Source organism: Amycolatopsis coloradensis (genome assembly GCF_037997115.1).
GTDB classification, from domain to species: domain Bacteria; phylum Actinomycetota; class Actinomycetes; order Mycobacteriales; family Pseudonocardiaceae; genus Amycolatopsis; species Amycolatopsis coloradensis_A.
Window position 1 is genome coordinate 7,460,539 of record NZ_CP150484.1, and the last position, 18,598, is coordinate 7,479,136.

Here is an 18,598-nt window from a genome sequence, read left to right on the forward strand (position 1 = left end):
GGAGCGATCACGATGATCGAACTGGTCGAAGGCGACATCACCGAGCAACGGGTCGACGTCGTGGTCAACGCCGCGAACTCGTCACTGCTCGGGGGCGGCGGGGTGGACGGCGCGATCCACCGCCGCGGCGGGCCGGAGATCCTCGCCGAATGCCGGGCGCTGCGCGCGGGGCACTACGGCAAGGGACTGAAGACCGGAGAGGCGGTCGCCACCACGGCGGGCCGCCTCCCGGCGCGCTGGGTGGTGCACACCGTCGGGCCGGTGTGGTCCGATTCCGAAGACCGCTCCGCACTACTGGCGGCCTGCCACCGCAACTCCCTGCACGTGGCCGCCGATCTCGGCGCGCACACCGTGGCGTTCCCCGCGATCTCGACCGGGATCTACCGGTGGCCGGTCGAATCCGCGGCGGAGATCGCCCTCGAGACGGTGGTGAACACGCTCTCGGCCGGGTCGGGCTCCGTGGAACTGGTGCGGTTCGCGCTGTTCGGGAAGCCCGCTTACGACGTGTTCCGCGAGCAGGCGGAAGCCATGGGCCTCGTGAGTGGTAAGGACGGTTAGAACCGTCCCTACCACTCACGAGCCACCTACACACCCGCCGGCGAACTACCCTGCTCGACCACCACCCGGGCCGCCCCGCTCCCGTCCGCCGGAACCGCCCAGATCGCCGAGTCCACGCCGTACGCCACGGTCCGGTCGTCGAGCCAGGTCGCCTGGTCGTCCACGCTGCGCGTCTCGGCCAGCATGATCTCCTTCCCGGAGGCCAGATCGAGGACGGCGAGCCGCCACGGCGCCGCGAGGTCGGCGGAAACCTTCTTCTTGAAGGCGATCCGCTTCCCGTCCGGTGAGAGCGACGGGCATTCGACGTTCTCCCGGATCATCCTCGCGACGAGCTTCTCGTAGTCTGCCTCGACCAGGTACGTCTTCCCCTTCGTCCCCACGGTCGCGTAGAACCGCTTGCCGTCGGGGGTGAAGGTGATCCCCCAGTAGTTCACGTCGGACGAGTAGTACGGCTTGCCGTCGAGCAGGAGCCCCATCTCCTCGATGCTCTTCATCAGCTTCCCGGTCGTCAGGTTGAAGATCCCCGCCCTGGTCGAAAACCCGGTCTCCGCATAGGAATCCCCGTTGACGAACAGCGTCCAGTAGGCGAGCTTCCCGTCCGGCGAGACCCGGCCGCGGCTGGGGGTGCCGGGCAGTTCGATGCGGCGGATCTCCTTGAGGTCCTTGTCCAGCACGATGACGTCGGTCATCGGCGGCAGCACGCCGGGTTGCGCGGCCAGGCACAGCGCGGTCCCCGCCGAGGCGGCGAACCGGTCGCAGCTGAGGCCGGACACCTTCCTCGGCTCGCCGGGCCGGTCGACCGGGACGGTCGCCAGATGACCGAAGTCGGGGCCTTCGGCGGTGTTGCGGAACAGCAGCTGCCCCTTGGCCCGCACCGAAACCGGCTGCCCGGACACGACGGCGACGGAGTTGACGTCCGGGCCGCGGTCCCGGGAGACGACACCGTAGCCGACGGCCGCCGCGATCAGGACGACGACCGCCGCCACCACTCCCAGGATCCGCGTCCTCATGCGTGTGTCCGCAAAGGACGGAGCACGGCAGCGGCGACGACCACNGGCGGCTTCGCGCCCAGCTTGAAGAACAACCGCGAGGCGCTCGACCTGATCCTTCAGGCGATCGAGAAGGCCGGGTACGCCCCGGGCCGCGACGTCGCGCTCGCGCTCGACGTCGCCGCGACGGAGTTCTTCTCCGACGGCGCGTACACCTTCGAAGGCGCGAAGAAGAGCGCCGAGCAGATGTCGGCCTACTACGGCGAGCTCGTCCGCGACTACCCGCTCGTGTCCATCGAGGACCCGCTGAGCGAGGATGACTGGGACGGCTGGGTCCAGCTGACCACCGAGATCGGCGAGAAGGTCCAGCTGGTCGGCGACGACCTGTTCGTCACCAACCCGGACCGCCTCGAAGAGGGCATCACCCGCCGCGCCGCCAACGCGCTGCTGGTGAAGGTCAACCAGATCGGCACCCGATCGCGAGGATCAGTGGCAGGTGTAGGTGGGCGAGGAGTCGATGGTCTTGCCGTCGAGACCGATCAGCTGGGTCGAGAAGGCGTTGTCGGACATGTTCAGCTTGAGCACCCCGTAGGTCGAGATCGCCTTCGCCGTGGCCGGGTGCTCCGTCTTGACCGGGTACAGGCTCGCCCCGCCACCGCCGCCGATGATCTGCACCGGACCCGCGGGGTCCTTGTCGCCGTCGGCGTTCTGCGGGTAGAACCGCTCGTAGTGGTGGTCGTGCCCGTTGAGCACCAGGTCGACCTTGTTCTGGACCAGGGTCTCCCAGAGCGTGGCCATCTTGTCGTTGTCGCCGTGGTCGCCCGAGGTATAGCGCGGGTGATGGTAGTACGCGGCGACGCAGGGCTTCGTGTTGTTCTTCAGGTCCTGCTTGATCCAGTTCAGCTGCTCGTCGCTGATCGCGTTCGTGGCGAGGCCGGGCGAGAACTCCGTGCTGTCGATGGCGACGAAGTGCCAGTTGCCCATTTCCCAGCTGTAGTAGGTCTTCCCGTTCGGCGTCGCGATCTTGCCGAAGTACTGCTTGTAGGCGCCCAGCGGGGTGTGGTCGTAGGTCTCGTGGTTGCCGGGGACCGGGTGCATGATGTTCTTGTACTTGCCCCAGGTCTTGTCGAAGTACTTCGTGAAGTCCTCGATGTGGGCGTCGTCGTACTGGTTGTCGCCCATGGTGATGACCGCGGCCGGGTTCATCTGGCCGACCAGCGCGGCCGTCTTCGGGTGGACGCACGAAGACGACGAAGCGGTGCACTGTTCGGCGATGTCGCCGGAGGCGGCGAGGACGAACGACGAACCGCCCGCCTGTGTGGTCGCCTGGATCTGGTTGCTGGCCGCCGAGGTGTTGCCGGCGGCGTCCTTCGCGCGGACGGTGTACGTATACGCGGTCGACGCGCTCAGCCCGCTGTCGGTATAGGAAGCGCTTTCCGTAGTGCCGACGACCTGGCCGTTCCGCAGCACCTCGTAGCCGCTGACACCGACGTTGTCCGTCGAGCCGGTCCACGTCAGATCCACAGTGGACGAAGTGACCGAACCCGCCTTGAGATTCGTCGGCGCGGTGGGCGCCTGCGTGTCGCCGGAGGAGTCCGACGTCCCGTAAACCTGCATCTCCCAAAGGGAGTAGCCGTAGCTGGTGGCGCGTTTGGTGCCGACGAGGCGCAGGTATCGGCCGCGTGCGGCCAGCCCGGTGAGGTCGTCGGTCCCGCCGTTGCCGTTGGTGACGGACTTGATCGAGGTCCACGCCGAGCCGTCGCTGGAGACTTCCAGCCGGTACGCGGTGGCGTACGCCGCTTCCCAGTTCAGCTTGACCCGGTTGATGGCCGAGGGGCCGCCGAGATCGACGCGGATGAACTGCGGGTCCACGCCTTCCGCGCTCGCCCAGCGGGTGGTGCTCTTGCCGTCGACGGCGAGCGGACCGCCGTAGGAGGAGTTCTCCACCGAGGAGACGAGGACGGGTTTACCTTGGGACAAAAGGACATCAGCGGCTTGGGCGTTACCGCTGAGCAGCGTCGGCAACAGGATGACGGCCGCGCCTAGTGGCAGTAGTCGGGTTCGGGCCTTCACATCGATCTCCCCGGGAATCCGTGGCGGCGGGTTGAGAGGGACGGGTGCGCGGCGCTGCACTTCAAGCACTGTTCGTTTGGTAAGTTTCCTAACGAATGCGTACGGTAATCCGTGCCACTCAGTGAGTCAAGACGTAGACTCGTCCCATGACCGGCGCATTGATCTTCGACTTCGACGGGACGCTGGTCGACACCGAGGCGGCCGTCCTCGCGGCCTGGCAGGAGACCTTCCGCGCTCGCGGCGGCGAGCTCCCCCTCGACGTCTGGCACACCGTGATCGGGACGCAGAACACCGCCGTCGCGATGTTCGAACTGCTGGAGAAGAACGACGAGAACCTGGACAGGGTCGCGGTCCGCACCGGCGTCCGCGCCAGGGTCACCGAGCTGCTGGAGTCGGTGGGGCCACGTCCCGGCGTCGTGGAGTACCTCGCGGACGCGAAGGAGCACGGCCTGCGGCTGGCCATCGCGTCCAGTTCGACCGGCGACTGGGTCACCACGCACCTGAACCGCCTGGGCCTCGCGGACGCGTTCGAGGCCGTCCTCACCGGTGACCTCCACGAGGCGAAGCCGAGCCCGGACCTCTACCTTGCCGCGCTCGCCGCGCTGGACCTGCCCGCGGCCGAGGCGATCGCGTTCGAGGACTCACCGCACGGCGTCACCGCGGCGAAGGCCGCCGGGCTCGAATGCGTCGCCGTGCCGAACGCGATCACCGCGGTGCTGAACTTCGACCACGCCGACCTCGTACTGGGTTCGCTGGCCGACAAACCACTCGGCGAGTTACTCAGCCGTTGAGCAGTTCACCCAGCCGGACGAGGAACGGGCGCTGGCCTTTGAGCAGCTTCTCCTCCGCTTCGGCCAGCGCGAACCAGGCGACCCTGTCGACCTCCGGGAACTCCTGCGTCCGGCCCGACCGCGGCGGCCACTCCATCTCGAAGGTGCCCGGCACCACCTGAGCCGGGTCGAGGTCGCCCTCCACCGCCCAGACCGTCACGACCTTGCCGCCGGACTGCTTCACGACGCCGAGCGGGAGGTACTCCCCCTCGGGCGCCGGCAACCCCAGTTCCTCCTGGAACTCGCGCCGCGCCGCGGCCTCCGGTGCCTCGTCCGGCTCGTACTCGCCTTTGGGCACCGACCAGCCGCCCGCGTCCTTCTTCGCCCAGAACGGCCCGCCCATATGCCCGAGCAGCACCTCGGTCACCTCGCCCGACCTGCGGAAGAGCAGGATCCCGGCACTCGTCTTACCCGCCATGCCGTCCAGTCTGGCCTTGCTCCGACCGGGTGAGGTGACCGGCCCGCGAAAAAAATTTCCGTGAGGATGTCGATTCGCGCCGGGCTTGTCCGACGCGTTGTCAGAAGCCGCCCGACAGACACTCCCGGAAGGACCGGAACCATGACGCAGACCATCACCCCCGCCGAGACCACCGCCACCACCACCCCGCGTGCCGCCAAGGCACAGGGCGCGATCCAGTCCGCCGTCCGGATCGTCGTCTCGTTCCTCTTCCTCTGCCACGGTTTGCAGGGATTCGGCTTCTTCGGTGGCGTCGACGGCGCGGGCGGCTCGGTCGAGCTCGGTTCCTGGCCCGGCTGGTACGGCAGCGTGATCGAACTCGTCGGCGCCGCCTTCGTGCTGGTCGGCCTGTTCACCCGGCCGGTCGCGGTGCTCCTCTCCGGAGTCATGGCCTACGCCTACTTCACCGTGCACGCGCCGGAAGGCCTGCTGCCGCTGCAGAACATGGGCGAGCTGTCGACCCTCTACTGCTGGATCTTCCTGCTGATCGCCGCGATCGGCCCGGGCACCTACGCCCTCGACACCCTGCGCCGCCGCCGCTGAACGGAAAACGCGAGGCCCCTTTCCTGGAACCATTCCAGGAAAGGGGCCTTTTTATCGCGAACCTGTCGATTCGCTGTCAATAAACGGGGGCATACCATGGAATTACCCCCCGAAAGAAAGTTCCCTGCCGATGGGGGTATCCGGCATCCTCTATCGCATCAATGGTTTAGACCACCTTGAGCCGGAAGGATGCGTCATGACCCAGACAGCCGCCGCCACGACCACGGAAGTCGGCCCGGCCTCTCCCAAGTGGCAGGGACTGGCCCTCTCCGTCGTCCGCGTTGTGGTCTCGTTCCTCTTCCTCTGCCACGGTCTGCAGAAGATGGGCCTGTTCGACAAGCCCGCCGTACCGTTCGCCACCTGGCCGGGCTGGTACGCCGGGGTGATCGAAACGGTCGGCTCGCTGCTGATCCTGGCGGGCCTGTTCACCCGCCCGGTCGCGGTGCTGCTCTCGGGCACGATGGCGTACGCGTACTTCGTCGTACACCAGCCCGACGCGCTGCTGCCGTTGCAGAACAAGGGCGAGACGGCCGCGCTGTACTCCTGGATCTTCCTGCTGTTCGCGGTGGTGGGACCGGGCACCTACGCGCTCGACACCCTGCTCCGCCGCCGCAAATCCTGAGCCCCCGCCTCGGATGACATGAAGGACGCTTTCATCGCGAGATTCGCGATGAAAGCGTCCTTCATTGCACAACGGCGAGGGGCGTCAGCGGCCCTGTGGCAGCCCCGCGGCCAGGTCCGACAGCGCCAGCACGTGCTCCATCAGCACGGTCAGCACCTGCTTCGTCGACTCGCGTTCCCGCGCGTCGCACAGCAGCAGCGGGACGTCCATGCCGACGTCGAGCGCCTGCCGGACCTCCTCGGTGCCGTAACGGTAGGCGTTGTCGAAGCAGTTGACGGCGACGACGAACGGCAGTCCGCGGCGCTCGAAGAAGTCCACGGCCGCGAAGCAGCTGTCGAGCCGCCTAGTGTCGGCCAGCACGACCGCGCCCAGCGCGCCTTCGGCCAGCTCGTCCCACATGAACCAGAACCGGTCCTGTCCGGGCGTGCCGAACAGGTAAAGGATCAGCTCGGGGTTGATGGTGATCCGGCCGAAGTCGAGCGCCACCGTGGTGGTCGTCTTCTTCTCGACACCGGTGAGGTCGTCGACGCCCTCGGACGCCGCGGTGATGACCTCCTCGGTGCGCAGCGGGGGAACCTCGCTGACCGAACCGACCATCGTGGTCTTACCGACCCCGAACCCGCCGGCGATGAGGACCTTGACCGCGTTCGCGGTCAAGGATCGCCGGGGCTCAGAGTTTCCGGATGCCATCAAGAACCGCCTGGAGTACGTGTTTGTTGGGGGTGTCGGTGACCGGGGTCGCGGTGCGGAACAGCACGAGGTTCTGTTCGATGAGGTCGCTCAGCAGCACCTTCACCACCGGCAGCGGCAGGTCTATGCGCGCGGCGACCTCCGCGACGGAAGTCGGTCTCTGGCACAGGTTGAGGATCCGCCCGTACTCCGGCTCGAAGCCCGCCACCTCCTGCGAGGAGCGCATCGCGACCACCAGGGTGATCAGGTCGAGGCCGATCGTGTCCGAGCGGGTGCGCCCGCCCGTGACGGCGTACGACCGGACCAGCGGCCCGGCCTCCTCTTCGAACCACGACTCGTGCCGCCCGCTCATGGCGACGTGGGAGTCGCGGCGCGGGGCGCTGAGGTGAGCACCGCGCCGACCCGTTTGACCATCAGGTTCATCTCGTAGGCCACGAGGCCCATGTCCGCGTCCTCCTTCGCCAGCAGCGCGAGGCAGGCACCGCGGCCCGCCGCGGTGACGAACAGGAAGGCGTGGTCCATCTCGACCATGGTCTGGCGGACGTTGCCGCCACCGAAATGCCGTCCCGTGCCCCGCGCGAGGCTCTGGAACGCCGACGCGACCGCGGACAGGTGCTCACCGTCCTGCTCCGACAGGTTCCCGGACCGACCGATGAGCAGGCCGTCGGAGGACAGGACTACCGCCCTGTCGGCACCGCTGACGCGCTTGACCAGGTCATCCAGCAACCAGTCGAGTTCACTGACTCCCGCGTTGGCCATCTAGTCACGATCTCCGTACATGTCGAGGTCGGTGTAATCGTCGGTCGGTTCGGCGTCCCGCGCGCGGCGCGTGCCCTGCTGGAACGCGGCGAGGCGGTTCCTCGCCAGCTCGGGGGTGTCCTCGCGGACGTCCTCGCGCTGGGCGGCGGGCCGGTCCTCCATCAGCTGGGGGACCAGGTTCGCCTGACGGCGGCGCTGCGGCAGCGGTGGCCTGCCGGGCGCCTCGGGGCCGGGCCGCCGAGTCTGCGGCGGACGGCCGTCCTGCGGCCGGGTGTCGGCGGGCGGCCACGCCGGCGGCTGCGCCGGCTGCGGACGACCCTCGGCACGCACGGGCTCGGGGCGGATCGGCTCGGGCCGCGGAGTCTCCGGCCGGGGAACCCGTGGCGGACGTGGGGGCAACGGCGGCAACGCGGACCCGGGCTGTTCCGGGGCCTGCTGCTGGGGCTGCGGCGCGACCGGCATCGGCACGGGCAGCTCGGGCCGCTCCGCGGGGATCTCGGTGCGGTGGCGGGCACGACGGCCCGGAAGCAGCGGCGCGGCTTCCGGCACCTCGGTGCTCTCGGGGTCCACCTCGTCCTCCGGCTGATCAGACGGGACCGGCGCGAGCAGGTCGGTGCGGACGAGCACGATGGCCCTGGTGCCGCCGTACGCGGATTCGCGCAGGTGCACGGAGATCCCGTGCCGCGCGGCGAGGCGCGCGACCACGAACAGGCCCAGCCGTGGCTCGGCTGACAGGGCCATGATGCCGAAGTCCGGCGGATCGGCCAACATCGCGTTCAGCTCGGCGGCCTGTTCGGGCTCGATGCCGAGGCCCTGGTCCTCGACCTCGATCACGACACCCTTGCCGACCACGTTGCCCCGTAGCTCGACGCGCGACTGCGGCGGCGAGAAGGACGTCGCGTTGTCGATCAGCTCGGCGAGCAGGTGCACGAGGTCGCCGACGACCGGGCCCTGCACCGCCATCGCGGGCATCTTCGCCGTCTTCACCCTGGCGAAGTCCTCGGTCTCGGCCGAGGCGCCGCGGGTCAGCTCGGCCAGCGTCACCGGCTTGCGCCACTGACGGCCGGGCTGCCCGCCACCGAGGATGATCAGGTTCTCCGCGTTGCGGCGGGCGCGGGTGGAGAGGTGGTCCAGCTGGAAGAGCGTGTCCAGCTGCTCCGGGTCCTCCTGCTTGCGCTCGGCCTGGTCGAGCACCTTGAGCTGACGGTGCACGATGACCTGGCTGCGGTGCGCGATGTTGAGGAACACCGTCTTGGTGCCCTCACGGGTCCTGGCCTCTTCGACGGCGGCCGCGATGGCGGTCTGCTGCGCCTTGTTGAAGGCCTCGGCGACCTGGCCGATCTCGTCGTCGCCGTGGTCGAGGAAGTGGCCCTTGTCGTCGAGGTCGACGGGTTCACCCGCCCGCACGCGGTCCACCAGTTCCGGCAGCCGGATCTCGGCGACGTCGAGGGTGTCCTCGCGCAGCCGCGCCAGCCGTCCGATGAGCCGGTTCGACAGCCGCAGGGCGATGACGAACACGCCGATGGCCACCAGCAGCGCGAGGGCCGCAGCGATGGCCGAGGTGATCAGCGTCCGGTCGGCGTCGTCGACCGCCTGCGTCGTGGCCGTACCACTCTGCTCGACGAAGCCGCGCATCATCGCGTCGCTGACGCCGCGCGCGGCCTGCAGCCACGTCTGCTCGGGGATGGGGAGCGTGGCCTTGCTGTTCTGCAGGAAGGTGTTCTCGACCGTGGTGACGGCCTTCCACGGATCGCTCGCGACGAGCTGGTCGAACTTCGCCTTGACGTCCGGGAGCATCCGCGAGACCGACGACTCCAGCTGCGAACGGTAGGAACCGACCTCGGTCACGTAGGCGCGGTAGGTCTCGTCGGTGAAGCCGCCGCCGGCGACGGCCGCGGCGGCGAGGGCGTTCGCGCGCTGCATCTGGTCGATGGCGGTGAACAACGGGACCGCGGTGATCCGCTGATAGGCGTTCTCGGCGTTCGGCGCGTCCTGCGCCAGCCCGGTGAGGCCCTCGACGAACTGGTCGAGGATCTGGTTGTAGAAGGTGAAGGCGTCCAGCAGCGGAAGCTGGCCGGAGTCGGCCGACTGCCGGATCTGCGGCGTCTTCTGGAGAAGCCCGTTCAGCGTGGCGATGTTGCGCTGCACGCTGTCCGGCGAGTCACCGACGAACTTCTGAAGGTGCGCGGCGACGCCCTGGGCGGCGGCGTCGGTCTTGGCGCGCTGCTCGACGAGCGTGGCGTGCTGCGACCGGTCGCCGGCGAGCTCGCGCAGGGTCAGGCGCCGCTCTTCCTGCACCTGGACGAAGAAGGGGAGAGAGGGGGCTTCCGAGTCACGGATTCGCTGCGCGTAGTCACGGCCGTCGACCGCGTCGAAGATCAGGTACCCGCCGATCGCCAGACCGACCAGCATCAGCGCGATGCTCGGAATGAGCGCGATCGTCAGAACGCGCGAACGAATCGAAGAGCCGCGGCCTCGTCGAAGGGAATTCTGCTTCACCGTGGTCCGTTTTCCTTCCGGCAGTTTTTGGTGTCGGGTCGCCGGGGATTCCTACCCGCGGGATCCGATAGCCGGATCAACACAGCGTGGTCCGCTCCGCCCGCGAAGACGCTAGGAGACCCAAACGGGTGAGTCAAGTCCGGACGCGAAGGGTAGTCGCGTATGGCCGTGACCTGCTGACAAGAGGCAGCCGGACCAGGAAAGTCCACCACGTGGGACGGGGCACCCGGCTAAGTGACTCACCAGTAGATCACCTGGCGGTTTACCGCAGGCAGCGGCTTGATCGGCACTCTTCGGACTCGATCAAGTCACACCTCGGCGCGTTCGTGTCCGAGCCGGAAAGTCCACGAAAACTACACGCCGTGACCTCGCTCACGCTTTCGGACCAGAGCTTCACATACCGTTCGGTTTGCGAACGACATCACCGCGGAGCAACGCTGTCGTAACGCCCTTCGCGCCACGAAATCGAGAATTCCCGCCGCCCATTGCCGTCGATTCGACGAAATGATCTTCGTGGGCACCGCCGAGCTCGTCGTCGAGGAGCGCGTCGACCCTCCCGGAGGCGTCGCGAAGGATCCGGGCGCCCGCCCAGCACAAGGTCGCCACCCCGCAGACGAGGATCACGACGAGAGCGGTCTCGACCGGATACCGGGTACCGAATTCGTTGAGCAGAAAACCGGAGGCGGCACCGGACACGGCGACGGCGACATAGGTGAACGACATGGTCCCCTCCTTCTCCCGGCGCCGCGGTCCGCGCCTCGCCGGTAAGACGGGCGACGCGGATTTCCCTTACGCCACAGAGGAAGGATCTACGTCACACGCGCGGCGAGCGAATGTCGAGATTAACAGCGGATTCGCGAAAGATCGCGCGTTCTCCCCCGCCGGGGCGAGGTGATCACCTATTTGCCACGAATTCCCGAACAAGGTTCACCCTTTTCGCCACCGCCAGTATCACCTACCCGGCTCGGCTCCGGAGGTCCCGAAGCGTCTTCACGGCGCGAAGCACCTCGCCGTAGGTGGTGTAGAGCGGCGCCAGCCCGAACCGCAGCACATTGGGCGGACGGAAGTCGCCGATCACGCCGCGGTCGATCAAGGCCGCCATCGTCTTGGCCGCGTCGTCGTCGACGACCGAGATCTGGTGGCCGCGGTCTTCACCGCGCGGGGTCCGGATCGTCACGCCGTCGAGGAGTTCGTCCGCGCACCGGAAGAAGAACTCCCCGAGCGCGAGGCCCTTCTCCCGGAGCAGCCCGCGGTCCACGCCGTCCCAGACGTCGAGGGCCGCGTCCAGTGCCAGCAGCGAAAGGATGTCCGGCGTGCCCGCGCGGCCTCGCGCGATGCCCGCGTCCGCCTCGTACGCGCCCCGCATCGCGAACGGGTCGCGGTCGCCGGCCCAGCCCGCCAGCGGCTGCTCGAACCTGTCCAGCCACTTCGTTGCCACGTAAAGAAAAGCGGGCGAGCCCGGGCCACCGTTGAGGAATTTGTAGGTGCAGCCGACGGCGAGATCCACGCCCGCCGCGTCGAGCTCGACCGGCAGCGCGCCGACGCTGTGGCAGAGGTCCCAGAGCGCCAGTACCCCGGCGCGGTGAAGCGCCGCGGTCAGCCCGGCCATGTCGTGGGCGCGCCCGGTGACGTAGTCGACGTGGTTGATCAGCGCGACGGCCGTCCGTTCGCAGGCCTGGGCGGGCATGTCCTCGGCGACGACCCGGCGCACCGTGCGCCCGGTCAGCCGGGCGACCTCGTCGGCGATGTAGCCGTCGGTCGGGAAGGTGTCCGCGTCGACGAGGATCTCGTCGCGGCCGGGCTGGAGACGGGTGGCGGCGACCAGCGCCTTGAACAGGTTCACGCTGGTCGAATCCGCCACGACGAGCTGCCCCGGCGCGGCGCCCACCAGCGGCGCGATCCGTTCACCGACCCGCACCGGCGCCTCCCACCAGCCCTCCGACCAGGACCGGATGAGCCGCCCGCCCCATTGCTCGCGGACGACCGCGGCGACGCGTTCGGCCACGTGCTTCGGCGGGGCCCCCAGCGAGTTGCCGTCGAAATAGGCGATGTCCGCGTCGAGGTCGAATTCGTTTCGCTTGTGCGCCAAGGGATCGGCCGCGTCCAGCGCCGCGGCCTCGGCTACGAGGTCAGTCACGGCGACCATCGTCGGCGAGAGTGTTCCAGAAGTCCAGCTCGTACGCCTGGAACAGCCGCGCGTGGGTCCGAGCGTCCTTTTCGGACAGATCACCGGCGTCGAGCGCGGTCTGCACCGCTTGGACAGCCAGGTCTTCGAGCTCCGGTGACGGCGTGCCGAAGAAGTCGAAGAAGGCGCATGCCTCGTCGTCGAAGCCGTATCGCTCGCGCATCGCGGCGGCGATCGCGGCGCAGTACCGGCCGAAGGCGGCGAAGTTGGCGACGATCGCCACGATGACGTCCGCCGGCTCGCCGTTGAGCGCGAGCCAGGCGACGAACGACGGGTACGCCTGGCATCCCGCGCGCGGCTCGAAACCGGGCGGCTCTTCGGCGAGCGCCGCCAGCTTGCCGAGCGCCAGCCCCTCGCCGGAGGCCAACGCCGTGAAGAACTCCCGTGCCCGCTGCTCCCGGGAACGCGACGCGAGATGGAGGAAACTGCGCCAGTCGCTGCGGACGATCCGGTACTCCTCCGCGGCGATCGCGGCGAAGACCTCGCGCGGCGCCTCACCCGCCTCGACCAACGGGATGAGCCTGTTCTCGTCGTCGCGGGGCGCCAGCTCCGCCTGGACCGCGTCGATCAACTCGCGTGCCGAACCGGTCATCGTCGAGGCTCCTCCTGGTGCGGGACTGACGCGGTGAAAACGGGAAAGGTGGACATTTCGCGGAGCACGACCGTGGCCGCGATTCTCTATCCAGCACTGCCGACAGCCCTTACAGTGTGCCTGATCAGGCAGCATCGAGGAGGCCAGCGTTGACCACCCAGCCGACCGTCGCCGAGCAGATCGAAGGCCAGACCATCCCCGCCCTGCTTCACCGCAACGCCCAGGAGTTCGGTGACCTGCCGGCGGTCACGTCACTCGACATCGAGGGCAAGCCGACCCTGAACTGGGCCGAATTCCGCACCGCCATCGCGGAGGTTTCCCGAGGACTCGCCGGCCTCGGGCTCGGCGTCCGCGACCGGATGCTGATCATGGCGCCGAGCAGTCCGGACCACCTGATCGCCGATCTCGCCGCGGCCCATCTCGGCGCGATCCCCTGCACCGCGTACGCGACGCTCAGCCCGGAGCAGATCGGGTTCGTCGCCCGGCACAGCGCCGCCGGCGTCGTCGTCCTCGCCGGTGCCGACGAACTCGGCCGCTGGTCGCAGGTCCTTGACGACCTGCCAGCGCTGCGGCACGTCGTCCTGCTCGACGCGTCCGTGGTCCCCAAGGACGACAAGCGGTTCCTGTCGTTCGCCGAGCTGCGCGCGGCCGGCGCCGAAGCGCACGCGGCGGACCCGCAGGCGTTCGAGACCGCGTGGTCCGCGATCACCCCGGACGATCCGCTGTCGATGATCTACACCTCCGGCACCACCGGCGACCCCAAGGGTGTCGTGCTGTCGCACCGCAACGCGATCTACCAGGCCGTCGCCGTGCAGAAACTGCACGACTCCCCGATGCACGCCACGAACATCGCGTACCTGCCGCTCGCCCATATCGCCGAACGGGAACTGTCGATCTACATGCCGATCGTGTGGGCCGGGCACGTGCACACCGTCGCCGACCCGACGGGCGTCGTCGGCGCGCTGGGCCAGGTGCACCCGAAGAGCTTCTTCGGGGTCCCGCGGGTGTGGGAAAAGATGGTGGCCGGCCTCAAGAACCTGCTCGGCTCGCTGCCGGAGGACAAGCGGAACGGCCTGATCGCCGCGAACGAACTGCTGCAGCAGGGCTACAAACTGCGCAGTGACGGCAAGGAGTTGCCGCCGGAACTCGCCGAAAAGATCGCACGGACCGACGCGGCCGCGCTCGCGCCGGTGCGGGCGATGCTGGGCCTCGACCAGATCGAGGTCGCCTCCAGCGGTGCCGCCGCGCTGCCGGTGGAGATCCTGTACTTCATCGCCGGGCTCGGCGTCGAGATCCAGGAGGTCTGGGGGCTGTCCGAGACCACCGGCGCGGTCACCTCGAACACGCCGTCGGCGTTCAAGGCCGGTTCCGTCGGCCGTCCGCTGGAAGGCATCGAGGTGAAGGTCGCCGAAGACGGCGAGCTGCTCGTCCGCGGCGCGATCGTGTTCCTCGGCTACCTGCAGGCGGACGGCACGATCAAACCGGACGTCGACGCCGACGGCTGGCTCGCCACCGGCGACATCGGGACGATCGACGAACGCGGCTTCGTCACGATCACCGACCGCAAGAAGGAACTGATCATCACTTCGAGCGGCAAGAACATCGCCCCGACGAAGATCGAAGGTCTCCTGAAGGAACACCCGCTGATCGGGCAGGCCGTCGCGATCGGCGAGAAACGGCCGTACGTCACGGCGCTGATCGTCATCGACGACGAGATCGCGCCGGGCTGGGCGACCGCGAACGGCATCCAGCCGGCGGAAGGCGAATCGCTCGCCGACAACGCGGAGGTCCGCGCGGAGATCGAGAAGGCCGTCGAGGCGGCGAACGCGCGGCTGGCCAGGATCGAGCAGATCAAGCGGTACCACGTGATCCCCAAGGCGTGGACGCCGGAAAGCGGCGAGGTGACCCCGACCTTGAAGCTGAAGCGGCGGATCATCAACGACCGGTACGCGCCGACGATCGCGGACTTGTACGCGGCCGCTCCGGAACCCGCCCCCGCCGCCGGTTCCTGACGCGCGTGAAGGGCCCCTTCCCTCGGCTCAGCCGAGGGAAGGGGCCCTTCACGCGCCTTGAGCGGTAAGTCGTACGACAGGTGTACCTGGCCGGATCACGCGTGTCTGAAGCCGAAACTCGCGTGTCTCCCGCCGGAAGACACGGTGCGGCTCCGGCCTCGGCGTGATCGCCCTCCAAACACGCGAGTTCGCCCTCCAATCACGTGACGGAGAGCGCCGAAAGGAGTCGCGACCGGCGAGCGACCGCTGCTAACTTGCCGCCGTGGATCTCTTCTCCCGCTCCTGGGCGGCGCTCCTCGCCGCCGTCGCCGAAATCCCCGACGAAGACTTCGCCAAACCGTCCGGCTGCGCCGGCTGGCTGGTGCAGGACCTGGTGTGTCACCTGGTGATCGACGCCCAGGACGTCCTGATCACCCTCGCCACTCCCGCCGAGACGGATCCCACTCGCGACGCGGTCACCTACTGGGAGGTCGCCGAGAAGCCGCCCACCGGCGAAGACGACCTCGACGCACTGATCGTGCGGCTCGCCGCCGCCTACCAAGAGCCGCGGCTGCTCAAGTTCCACCTCGACGACGTCGGCTCCGCCGCGGGCCGCGCCGCCGGCCTGGCCGACCCGGCGACGCCGGTCGCCACCCGCGACATCGTCCTGACCGCGGGTGACTTCCTCTCCGCGTACGTCCTGGAGTGGACGCTGCACCACCTCGACCTGGTCGCGCATCTTCCGCACCTCGACGGCCCCTCCGCCGACAGCCTCGCCAGGACACGGCAGATCCTGGAGCAGCGCACCGGCGAAACGTTCCCGGCGTCGTTCTCCGACACGGACGCGCTGCTGGTCGGCACCGGCCGCCGTCAGCCGACGGACGCCGAGAAGGCCGAACTAGGCGACCTGGCCGCGAAGCTGCCGTTCGTCGTCGGCTAAGTCTCAGGTCAGCGGCCGACTCGCGTGATCAGGCCGTCCGGGTCGACTCCGTCCACTTGCGCAGCCGGGGCGGGACACGCTTTTCGAGGCCGTAGTTCTCCAGGTGCGCGCTGAAGACCTCGTCGAAGGCGCGCTGCACGGTCTCGGTGTCCCACACCGGCCGCTCGAGGATGGGCTGCTTCAGATACGGCTGCCCCATGACGTGCAGCTGCGGCCCGTTGCAGCGGATCATCTGCCCGGTGATCCCCTCGGATCCGGAGCCGAGCAGGAAGAGCACGACGGGCGCGATCCGCGACGGCGTCCGGTCCGGCGGGCAGGCCCGCAGCGACCGTTCGGATTTCCACACCATCCGGGTATGCGCGAGCGGGCAGACCGCGTTCACCCGGATCCCGCTCTCCTCCAGGTCGAGCGCCCACGAGTAGGTCAGCGAAGCGACGGCTCCCTTGCTGGCGGCGTACACGCCGAGCTTGCGCTGCCCGAGCGACGCCCCCGAAGAGATGTTGACGATCGAGCCCGGCTTGCCCCGCGCCACCATCGCCTTGATCGCGGCGAGCCCGGTGTACATGACGCCGAGGACGTTCACCTCGACCAGTTCGCGGGCCTGCTCGAAGTCGTCCTCCCACGGCAGCGCCTCGTAGTTCAGGCCCGCGTTGTTGACCAGCCCGTCGATCGCGCCGAACTCGGCGAGGCACAGGTCGACGATCTCCTGTGCCTGCTTCGGATCCGCGACGCTGTGCCCGCTGGCGACCGCCCTGCCCCCGAACCGGCGGATGTTCTCCGTCGTCCGTTCGGCCAGTTCGGCGTCGATGTCGTTGACCACGACGGCCCCGCCCGCCCTCGCGACGTGCACAGCGAACGCCTCGCCGAGGCCTCGCCCCGCCCCGGTCACGACGACGGCCTTGTCTTCGAGCAATCCGTTCATCGCCTTCACCCCTTTGACCCAGCCGGCCTCCACCTCCAGACCGGTCTCTACTCAGTGTTGGACCATTCGGCCCAACCGGAACGCCGGCGGCGGCGAACGGCGGCCCGGCTGCGCCGAGCGAGGGCGGGGCGATCGGCGCGCAGATACCCGCGGGCGAGTCAGGCCGACGTCACCCACCGGTCAGACGGCGTAGCCCGATCAGCTCAACAGGCGAAGGATTCAGCGGTCTTCTGTTGGCCTCCCTGTAGCCGGAGGCATACTGAACGTTGTCCGGCGGGACGAAAACTGTGACTCCCTCGGCGACCGCGTAACACGGCAGGCAAGAATGCGAGGGACGTAAGTTCACCCGATCGGGGGGAGGTGGTCACGCAGTGAAGACGAACGCGGCGCCGCGGATGACCGCCGCCCTGGCGAACCGCGAGTTCCGCGCACTCTGGCTCGCCGAGGTGCAGTCCCTCATCGGGGACCAGCTCACCATTGTCGCGCTGGCGATCCTCGTCTACGACCGGACAGGCTCCGCACTGCTTTCCGCGGTGGTCTACTCCCTCACCTTCCTTCCCGCGCTGGCCGGCGGTCTCGGCCTCTCCCAGCTGGCCGACCGGTACCCGAGGCGCACCGTCCTCGTCGTCTCGTCACTGATCCAAGGCGTGCTGATCGCGATCATGGCGATCCCCGGCACCCCGCTCGCCCTGCTGTGCGGGCTGGTGGTGCTGGCGCGGCTCGTGAACGCTCCCGGCAACGCGGCGCAGAACGCGCTGACCCGCGAGGTGTTCACCGACGACGACCTCTATCTCAAGAGCCAGGACATCAGGGGCATCTCGACCAACACCGCCATGCTGCTCGGCCTGGCGGGCGGCGGCCTGCTGGTGTCTCAGGTCGGGGCGAGCTGGGCACTGGCGCTGGACGCCGCGACGTTCTTGCTGAGCGCGGCCGTGGTCCGCTTCTCGGTCTCCCGGCGGGCGGCGGCGTCCGACGGCAACGGCAGCTGGTTCGGCGCGGTGAAGCAGGTTTTCGGCAACCGTCACCTGCGGGTGCTGGTCTGGTTCTCGTGGCTGGTCGGCCTGGCCGTCGTCCCCGAGGGGCTGGCCGCGCCGCTCGCCGCGGAGCTGGGCGTGGGGAAACAGGCCGTCGGCTGGCTGCTGGCCGCCGATCCGCTGGGCTTCGTCATCGGCGCGTTCCTGCTGTCCCGGTTCGTCTCGGCGGAACAGCGACGAAAGCTGCTCGGCGTGCTGGCGGCACTACCGATGGTCGCCCTGATCGCCTTCGCGCTCGAACCCGGGCTGATCCCGGCGTTGCTCTTGCTGGCGGCGGCGGGTGCCGCGGGGGCGTACCTGATCACGGTGAGCGCCACGTTCATCACGTGGGTCCCGAACGAACTCAGGGGCGGTGCGGGTGGGGTGTACCGCACGGGGTTGCGGGTGGCTCAAGGAATAGGGGCGGGACTCGGCGGGTTCGCCGCCGATCGGCTCGGGTCGGCGACCTCGGCCATCGCGCTGGCGGGCGTGGTCGGCCTGCTGCTGGCCGTACTGGTCGCACTCAGCTGGGGACACATCAACGGATCCAGCCCGGAACCGCTGCTGTCATGAGGAATCCACACTGGACGACCCCTGGGGCGGCACGGCCGCCCGGCGGGTTCGTACTCGGAAATCTCGACACGACACTGCTTCGGCACCTCAGTGAAAAGAAACGGCTTCTGATCAGAAGTCACGGCTCGACACGGTCACACACCTCCCGGCCACCTCGTTGCTGCGAACTAATACCTTGTCCGGGCTCAGAAGTCACGACTGGACACTATCCGTCACCCCTTCCGCGTCACGTCTCGAAAAACATTCAGTTGCCAAGATCAGAAATCACGGGACACGATTGGCACCTCCGGTCCGTGTTCGCGGGCACCCTTGCCGGTGTCGGACAACCGATGCGATGGGATGATACCGGCCGTGGAATACGA

General features: G+C 68.6%; 18 protein-coding genes and 1 pseudogene. 8 read left to right on the forward strand and 11 right to left on the reverse strand.

The genetic code is table 11. The features are described 5' to 3' along the window. The first annotated feature begins 12 nt into the window (after positions 1-12). Positions 13-558: an O-acetyl-ADP-ribose deacetylase gene (locus LCL61_RS34720; RefSeq protein ID WP_340683664.1), complete on the forward strand. Its 546-nt coding sequence runs from the start codon at positions 13-15 to the stop codon at positions 556-558. 26 nt (positions 559-584) lie between these two features. On the opposite strand, the gene LCL61_RS34725 is transcribed toward LCL61_RS34720, so the two are convergent. Beyond that, positions 585-1,568, reverse strand: a complete 984-nt coding sequence (locus LCL61_RS34725; RefSeq protein ID WP_340683665.1) for a hypothetical protein — start codon at positions 1,566-1,568, stop codon at positions 585-587. Positions 1,569-1,610: 42 nt separating this feature from the next. Here LCL61_RS34725 and eno point away from each other — a divergent pair. Continuing rightward, a pseudogene (gene eno, locus LCL61_RS34730) lies at positions 1,611-2,027 on the forward strand (phosphopyruvate hydratase); the annotation flags it as partial. A gap of 6 nt (positions 2,028-2,033) precedes the next feature. On the opposite strand, the gene LCL61_RS34735 reads toward eno, so the two are convergent. Continuing rightward, positions 2,034-3,620 carry a discoidin domain-containing protein gene (locus tag LCL61_RS34735; protein ID WP_340683666.1) on the reverse strand — a complete coding sequence of 529 codons (1,587 nt, stop codon included), beginning with the start codon at positions 3,618-3,620 and terminating at the stop codon, positions 2,034-2,036. Positions 3,621-3,766: 146 nt separating this feature from the next. Here LCL61_RS34735 and LCL61_RS34740 point away from each other — a divergent pair, with 146 nt between their 5' ends. Next, positions 3,767-4,411, forward strand: a complete 645-nt coding sequence (locus LCL61_RS34740; RefSeq protein WP_340683667.1) for an HAD-IA family hydrolase — start codon at positions 3,767-3,769, stop codon at positions 4,409-4,411. On the opposite strand, the gene LCL61_RS34745 is transcribed toward LCL61_RS34740, so the two are convergent. Next, positions 4,401-4,868 carry an NUDIX domain-containing protein gene (locus LCL61_RS34745; RefSeq protein ID WP_340683668.1) on the reverse strand — a complete coding sequence of 156 codons (468 nt, stop codon included), beginning with the start codon at positions 4,866-4,868 and terminating at the stop codon, positions 4,401-4,403. The two genes, LCL61_RS34740 and LCL61_RS34745, sit on opposite strands and share 11 nt — an antisense overlap. Positions 4,869-5,009: 141 nt before the next feature. On the opposite strand from LCL61_RS34745, the gene LCL61_RS34750 reads away from it, so the two are divergent. Both LCL61_RS34750 and LCL61_RS34755 read left to right on the forward strand, forming a co-directional pair. Then, positions 5,010-5,450 (forward strand): DoxX family protein, encoded by a 441-nt coding sequence (locus tag LCL61_RS34750; RefSeq protein WP_340683669.1) that lies wholly within the window; start codon positions 5,010-5,012, stop codon positions 5,448-5,450. A 196-nt stretch (positions 5,451-5,646) separates the two neighbouring features. After that, positions 5,647-6,072 carry a DoxX family protein gene (locus tag LCL61_RS34755; RefSeq protein ID WP_340683670.1) on the forward strand — a complete coding sequence of 142 codons (426 nt, stop codon included), beginning with the start codon at positions 5,647-5,649 and terminating at the stop codon, positions 6,070-6,072. An 84-nt stretch (positions 6,073-6,156) separates the two neighbouring features. Here the strand turns inward: LCL61_RS34755 and LCL61_RS34760 are convergent, their stop codons facing one another. From LCL61_RS34760 to LCL61_RS34790, 7 genes are all read right to left on the reverse strand, one after another. Further along, a complete protein-coding gene (locus LCL61_RS34760) occupies positions 6,157-6,762 on the reverse strand; it encodes a GTP-binding protein (RefSeq protein ID WP_026466899.1) in 606 nt (201 codons plus the stop codon). Further along, positions 6,743-7,114, reverse strand: a complete 372-nt coding sequence (locus tag LCL61_RS34765; protein ID WP_034315285.1) for a DUF742 domain-containing protein — start codon at positions 7,112-7,114, stop codon at positions 6,743-6,745. Before LCL61_RS34765 ends, LCL61_RS34760 begins: the two co-directional genes overlap by 20 nt. Continuing rightward, positions 7,111-7,521, reverse strand: coding sequence for a roadblock/LC7 domain-containing protein (locus tag LCL61_RS34770; RefSeq protein ID WP_037341577.1), 411 nt, complete (start codon positions 7,519-7,521; stop codon positions 7,111-7,113). Before LCL61_RS34770 ends, LCL61_RS34765 begins: the two co-directional genes overlap by 4 nt. Beyond that, positions 7,522-10,020: a sensor histidine kinase gene (locus tag LCL61_RS34775; RefSeq protein WP_340683671.1), complete on the reverse strand. Its 2,499-nt coding sequence runs from the start codon at positions 10,018-10,020 to the stop codon at positions 7,522-7,524. Positions 10,021-10,413: 393 nt separating this feature from the next. Continuing rightward, a complete protein-coding gene (locus LCL61_RS34780; RefSeq protein WP_340683672.1) occupies positions 10,414-10,743 on the reverse strand; it encodes a hypothetical protein in 330 nt (109 codons plus the stop codon). A gap of 232 nt (positions 10,744-10,975) precedes the next feature. Further along, complete coding sequence (locus LCL61_RS34785) at positions 10,976-12,166, reverse strand: kynureninase (protein WP_340683673.1); 1,191 nt, start codon at positions 12,164-12,166, stop codon at positions 10,976-10,978. Then, on the reverse strand, positions 12,150-12,797 hold the full coding sequence (locus LCL61_RS34790) for a transcriptional regulator (protein WP_340683674.1): 648 nt from the start codon (positions 12,795-12,797) through the stop codon (positions 12,150-12,152). Before LCL61_RS34790 ends, LCL61_RS34785 begins: the two co-directional genes overlap by 17 nt. 149 nt (positions 12,798-12,946) lie before the next feature. On the opposite strand from LCL61_RS34790, the gene LCL61_RS34795 reads away from it, so the two are divergent. Further along, positions 12,947-14,809: an AMP-dependent synthetase/ligase gene (locus tag LCL61_RS34795; RefSeq protein WP_340683675.1), complete on the forward strand. Its 1,863-nt coding sequence runs from the start codon at positions 12,947-12,949 to the stop codon at positions 14,807-14,809. Between the two features lie 262 nt (positions 14,810-15,071). Further along, on the forward strand, positions 15,072-15,728 hold the full coding sequence (locus LCL61_RS34800) for a maleylpyruvate isomerase N-terminal domain-containing protein (RefSeq protein WP_340683676.1): 657 nt from the start codon (positions 15,072-15,074) through the stop codon (positions 15,726-15,728). Positions 15,729-15,756: 28 nt separating this feature from the next. Here the strand turns inward: LCL61_RS34800 and LCL61_RS34805 are convergent, their stop codons facing one another. Further along, complete coding sequence (locus LCL61_RS34805) at positions 15,757-16,650, reverse strand: SDR family oxidoreductase (RefSeq protein ID WP_340683677.1); 894 nt, start codon at positions 16,648-16,650, stop codon at positions 15,757-15,759. Between the two features lie 371 nt (positions 16,651-17,021). Here LCL61_RS34805 and LCL61_RS34810 point away from each other — a divergent pair, with 371 nt between their 5' ends. Then, the gene (locus LCL61_RS34810) at positions 17,022-18,236 is read left to right on the forward strand and encodes an MFS transporter (RefSeq protein ID WP_340683678.1); all 1,215 of its coding nucleotides are present in this window, start codon (positions 17,022-17,024) and stop codon (positions 18,234-18,236) included. Positions 18,237-18,598: the final 362 nt, after the last annotated feature.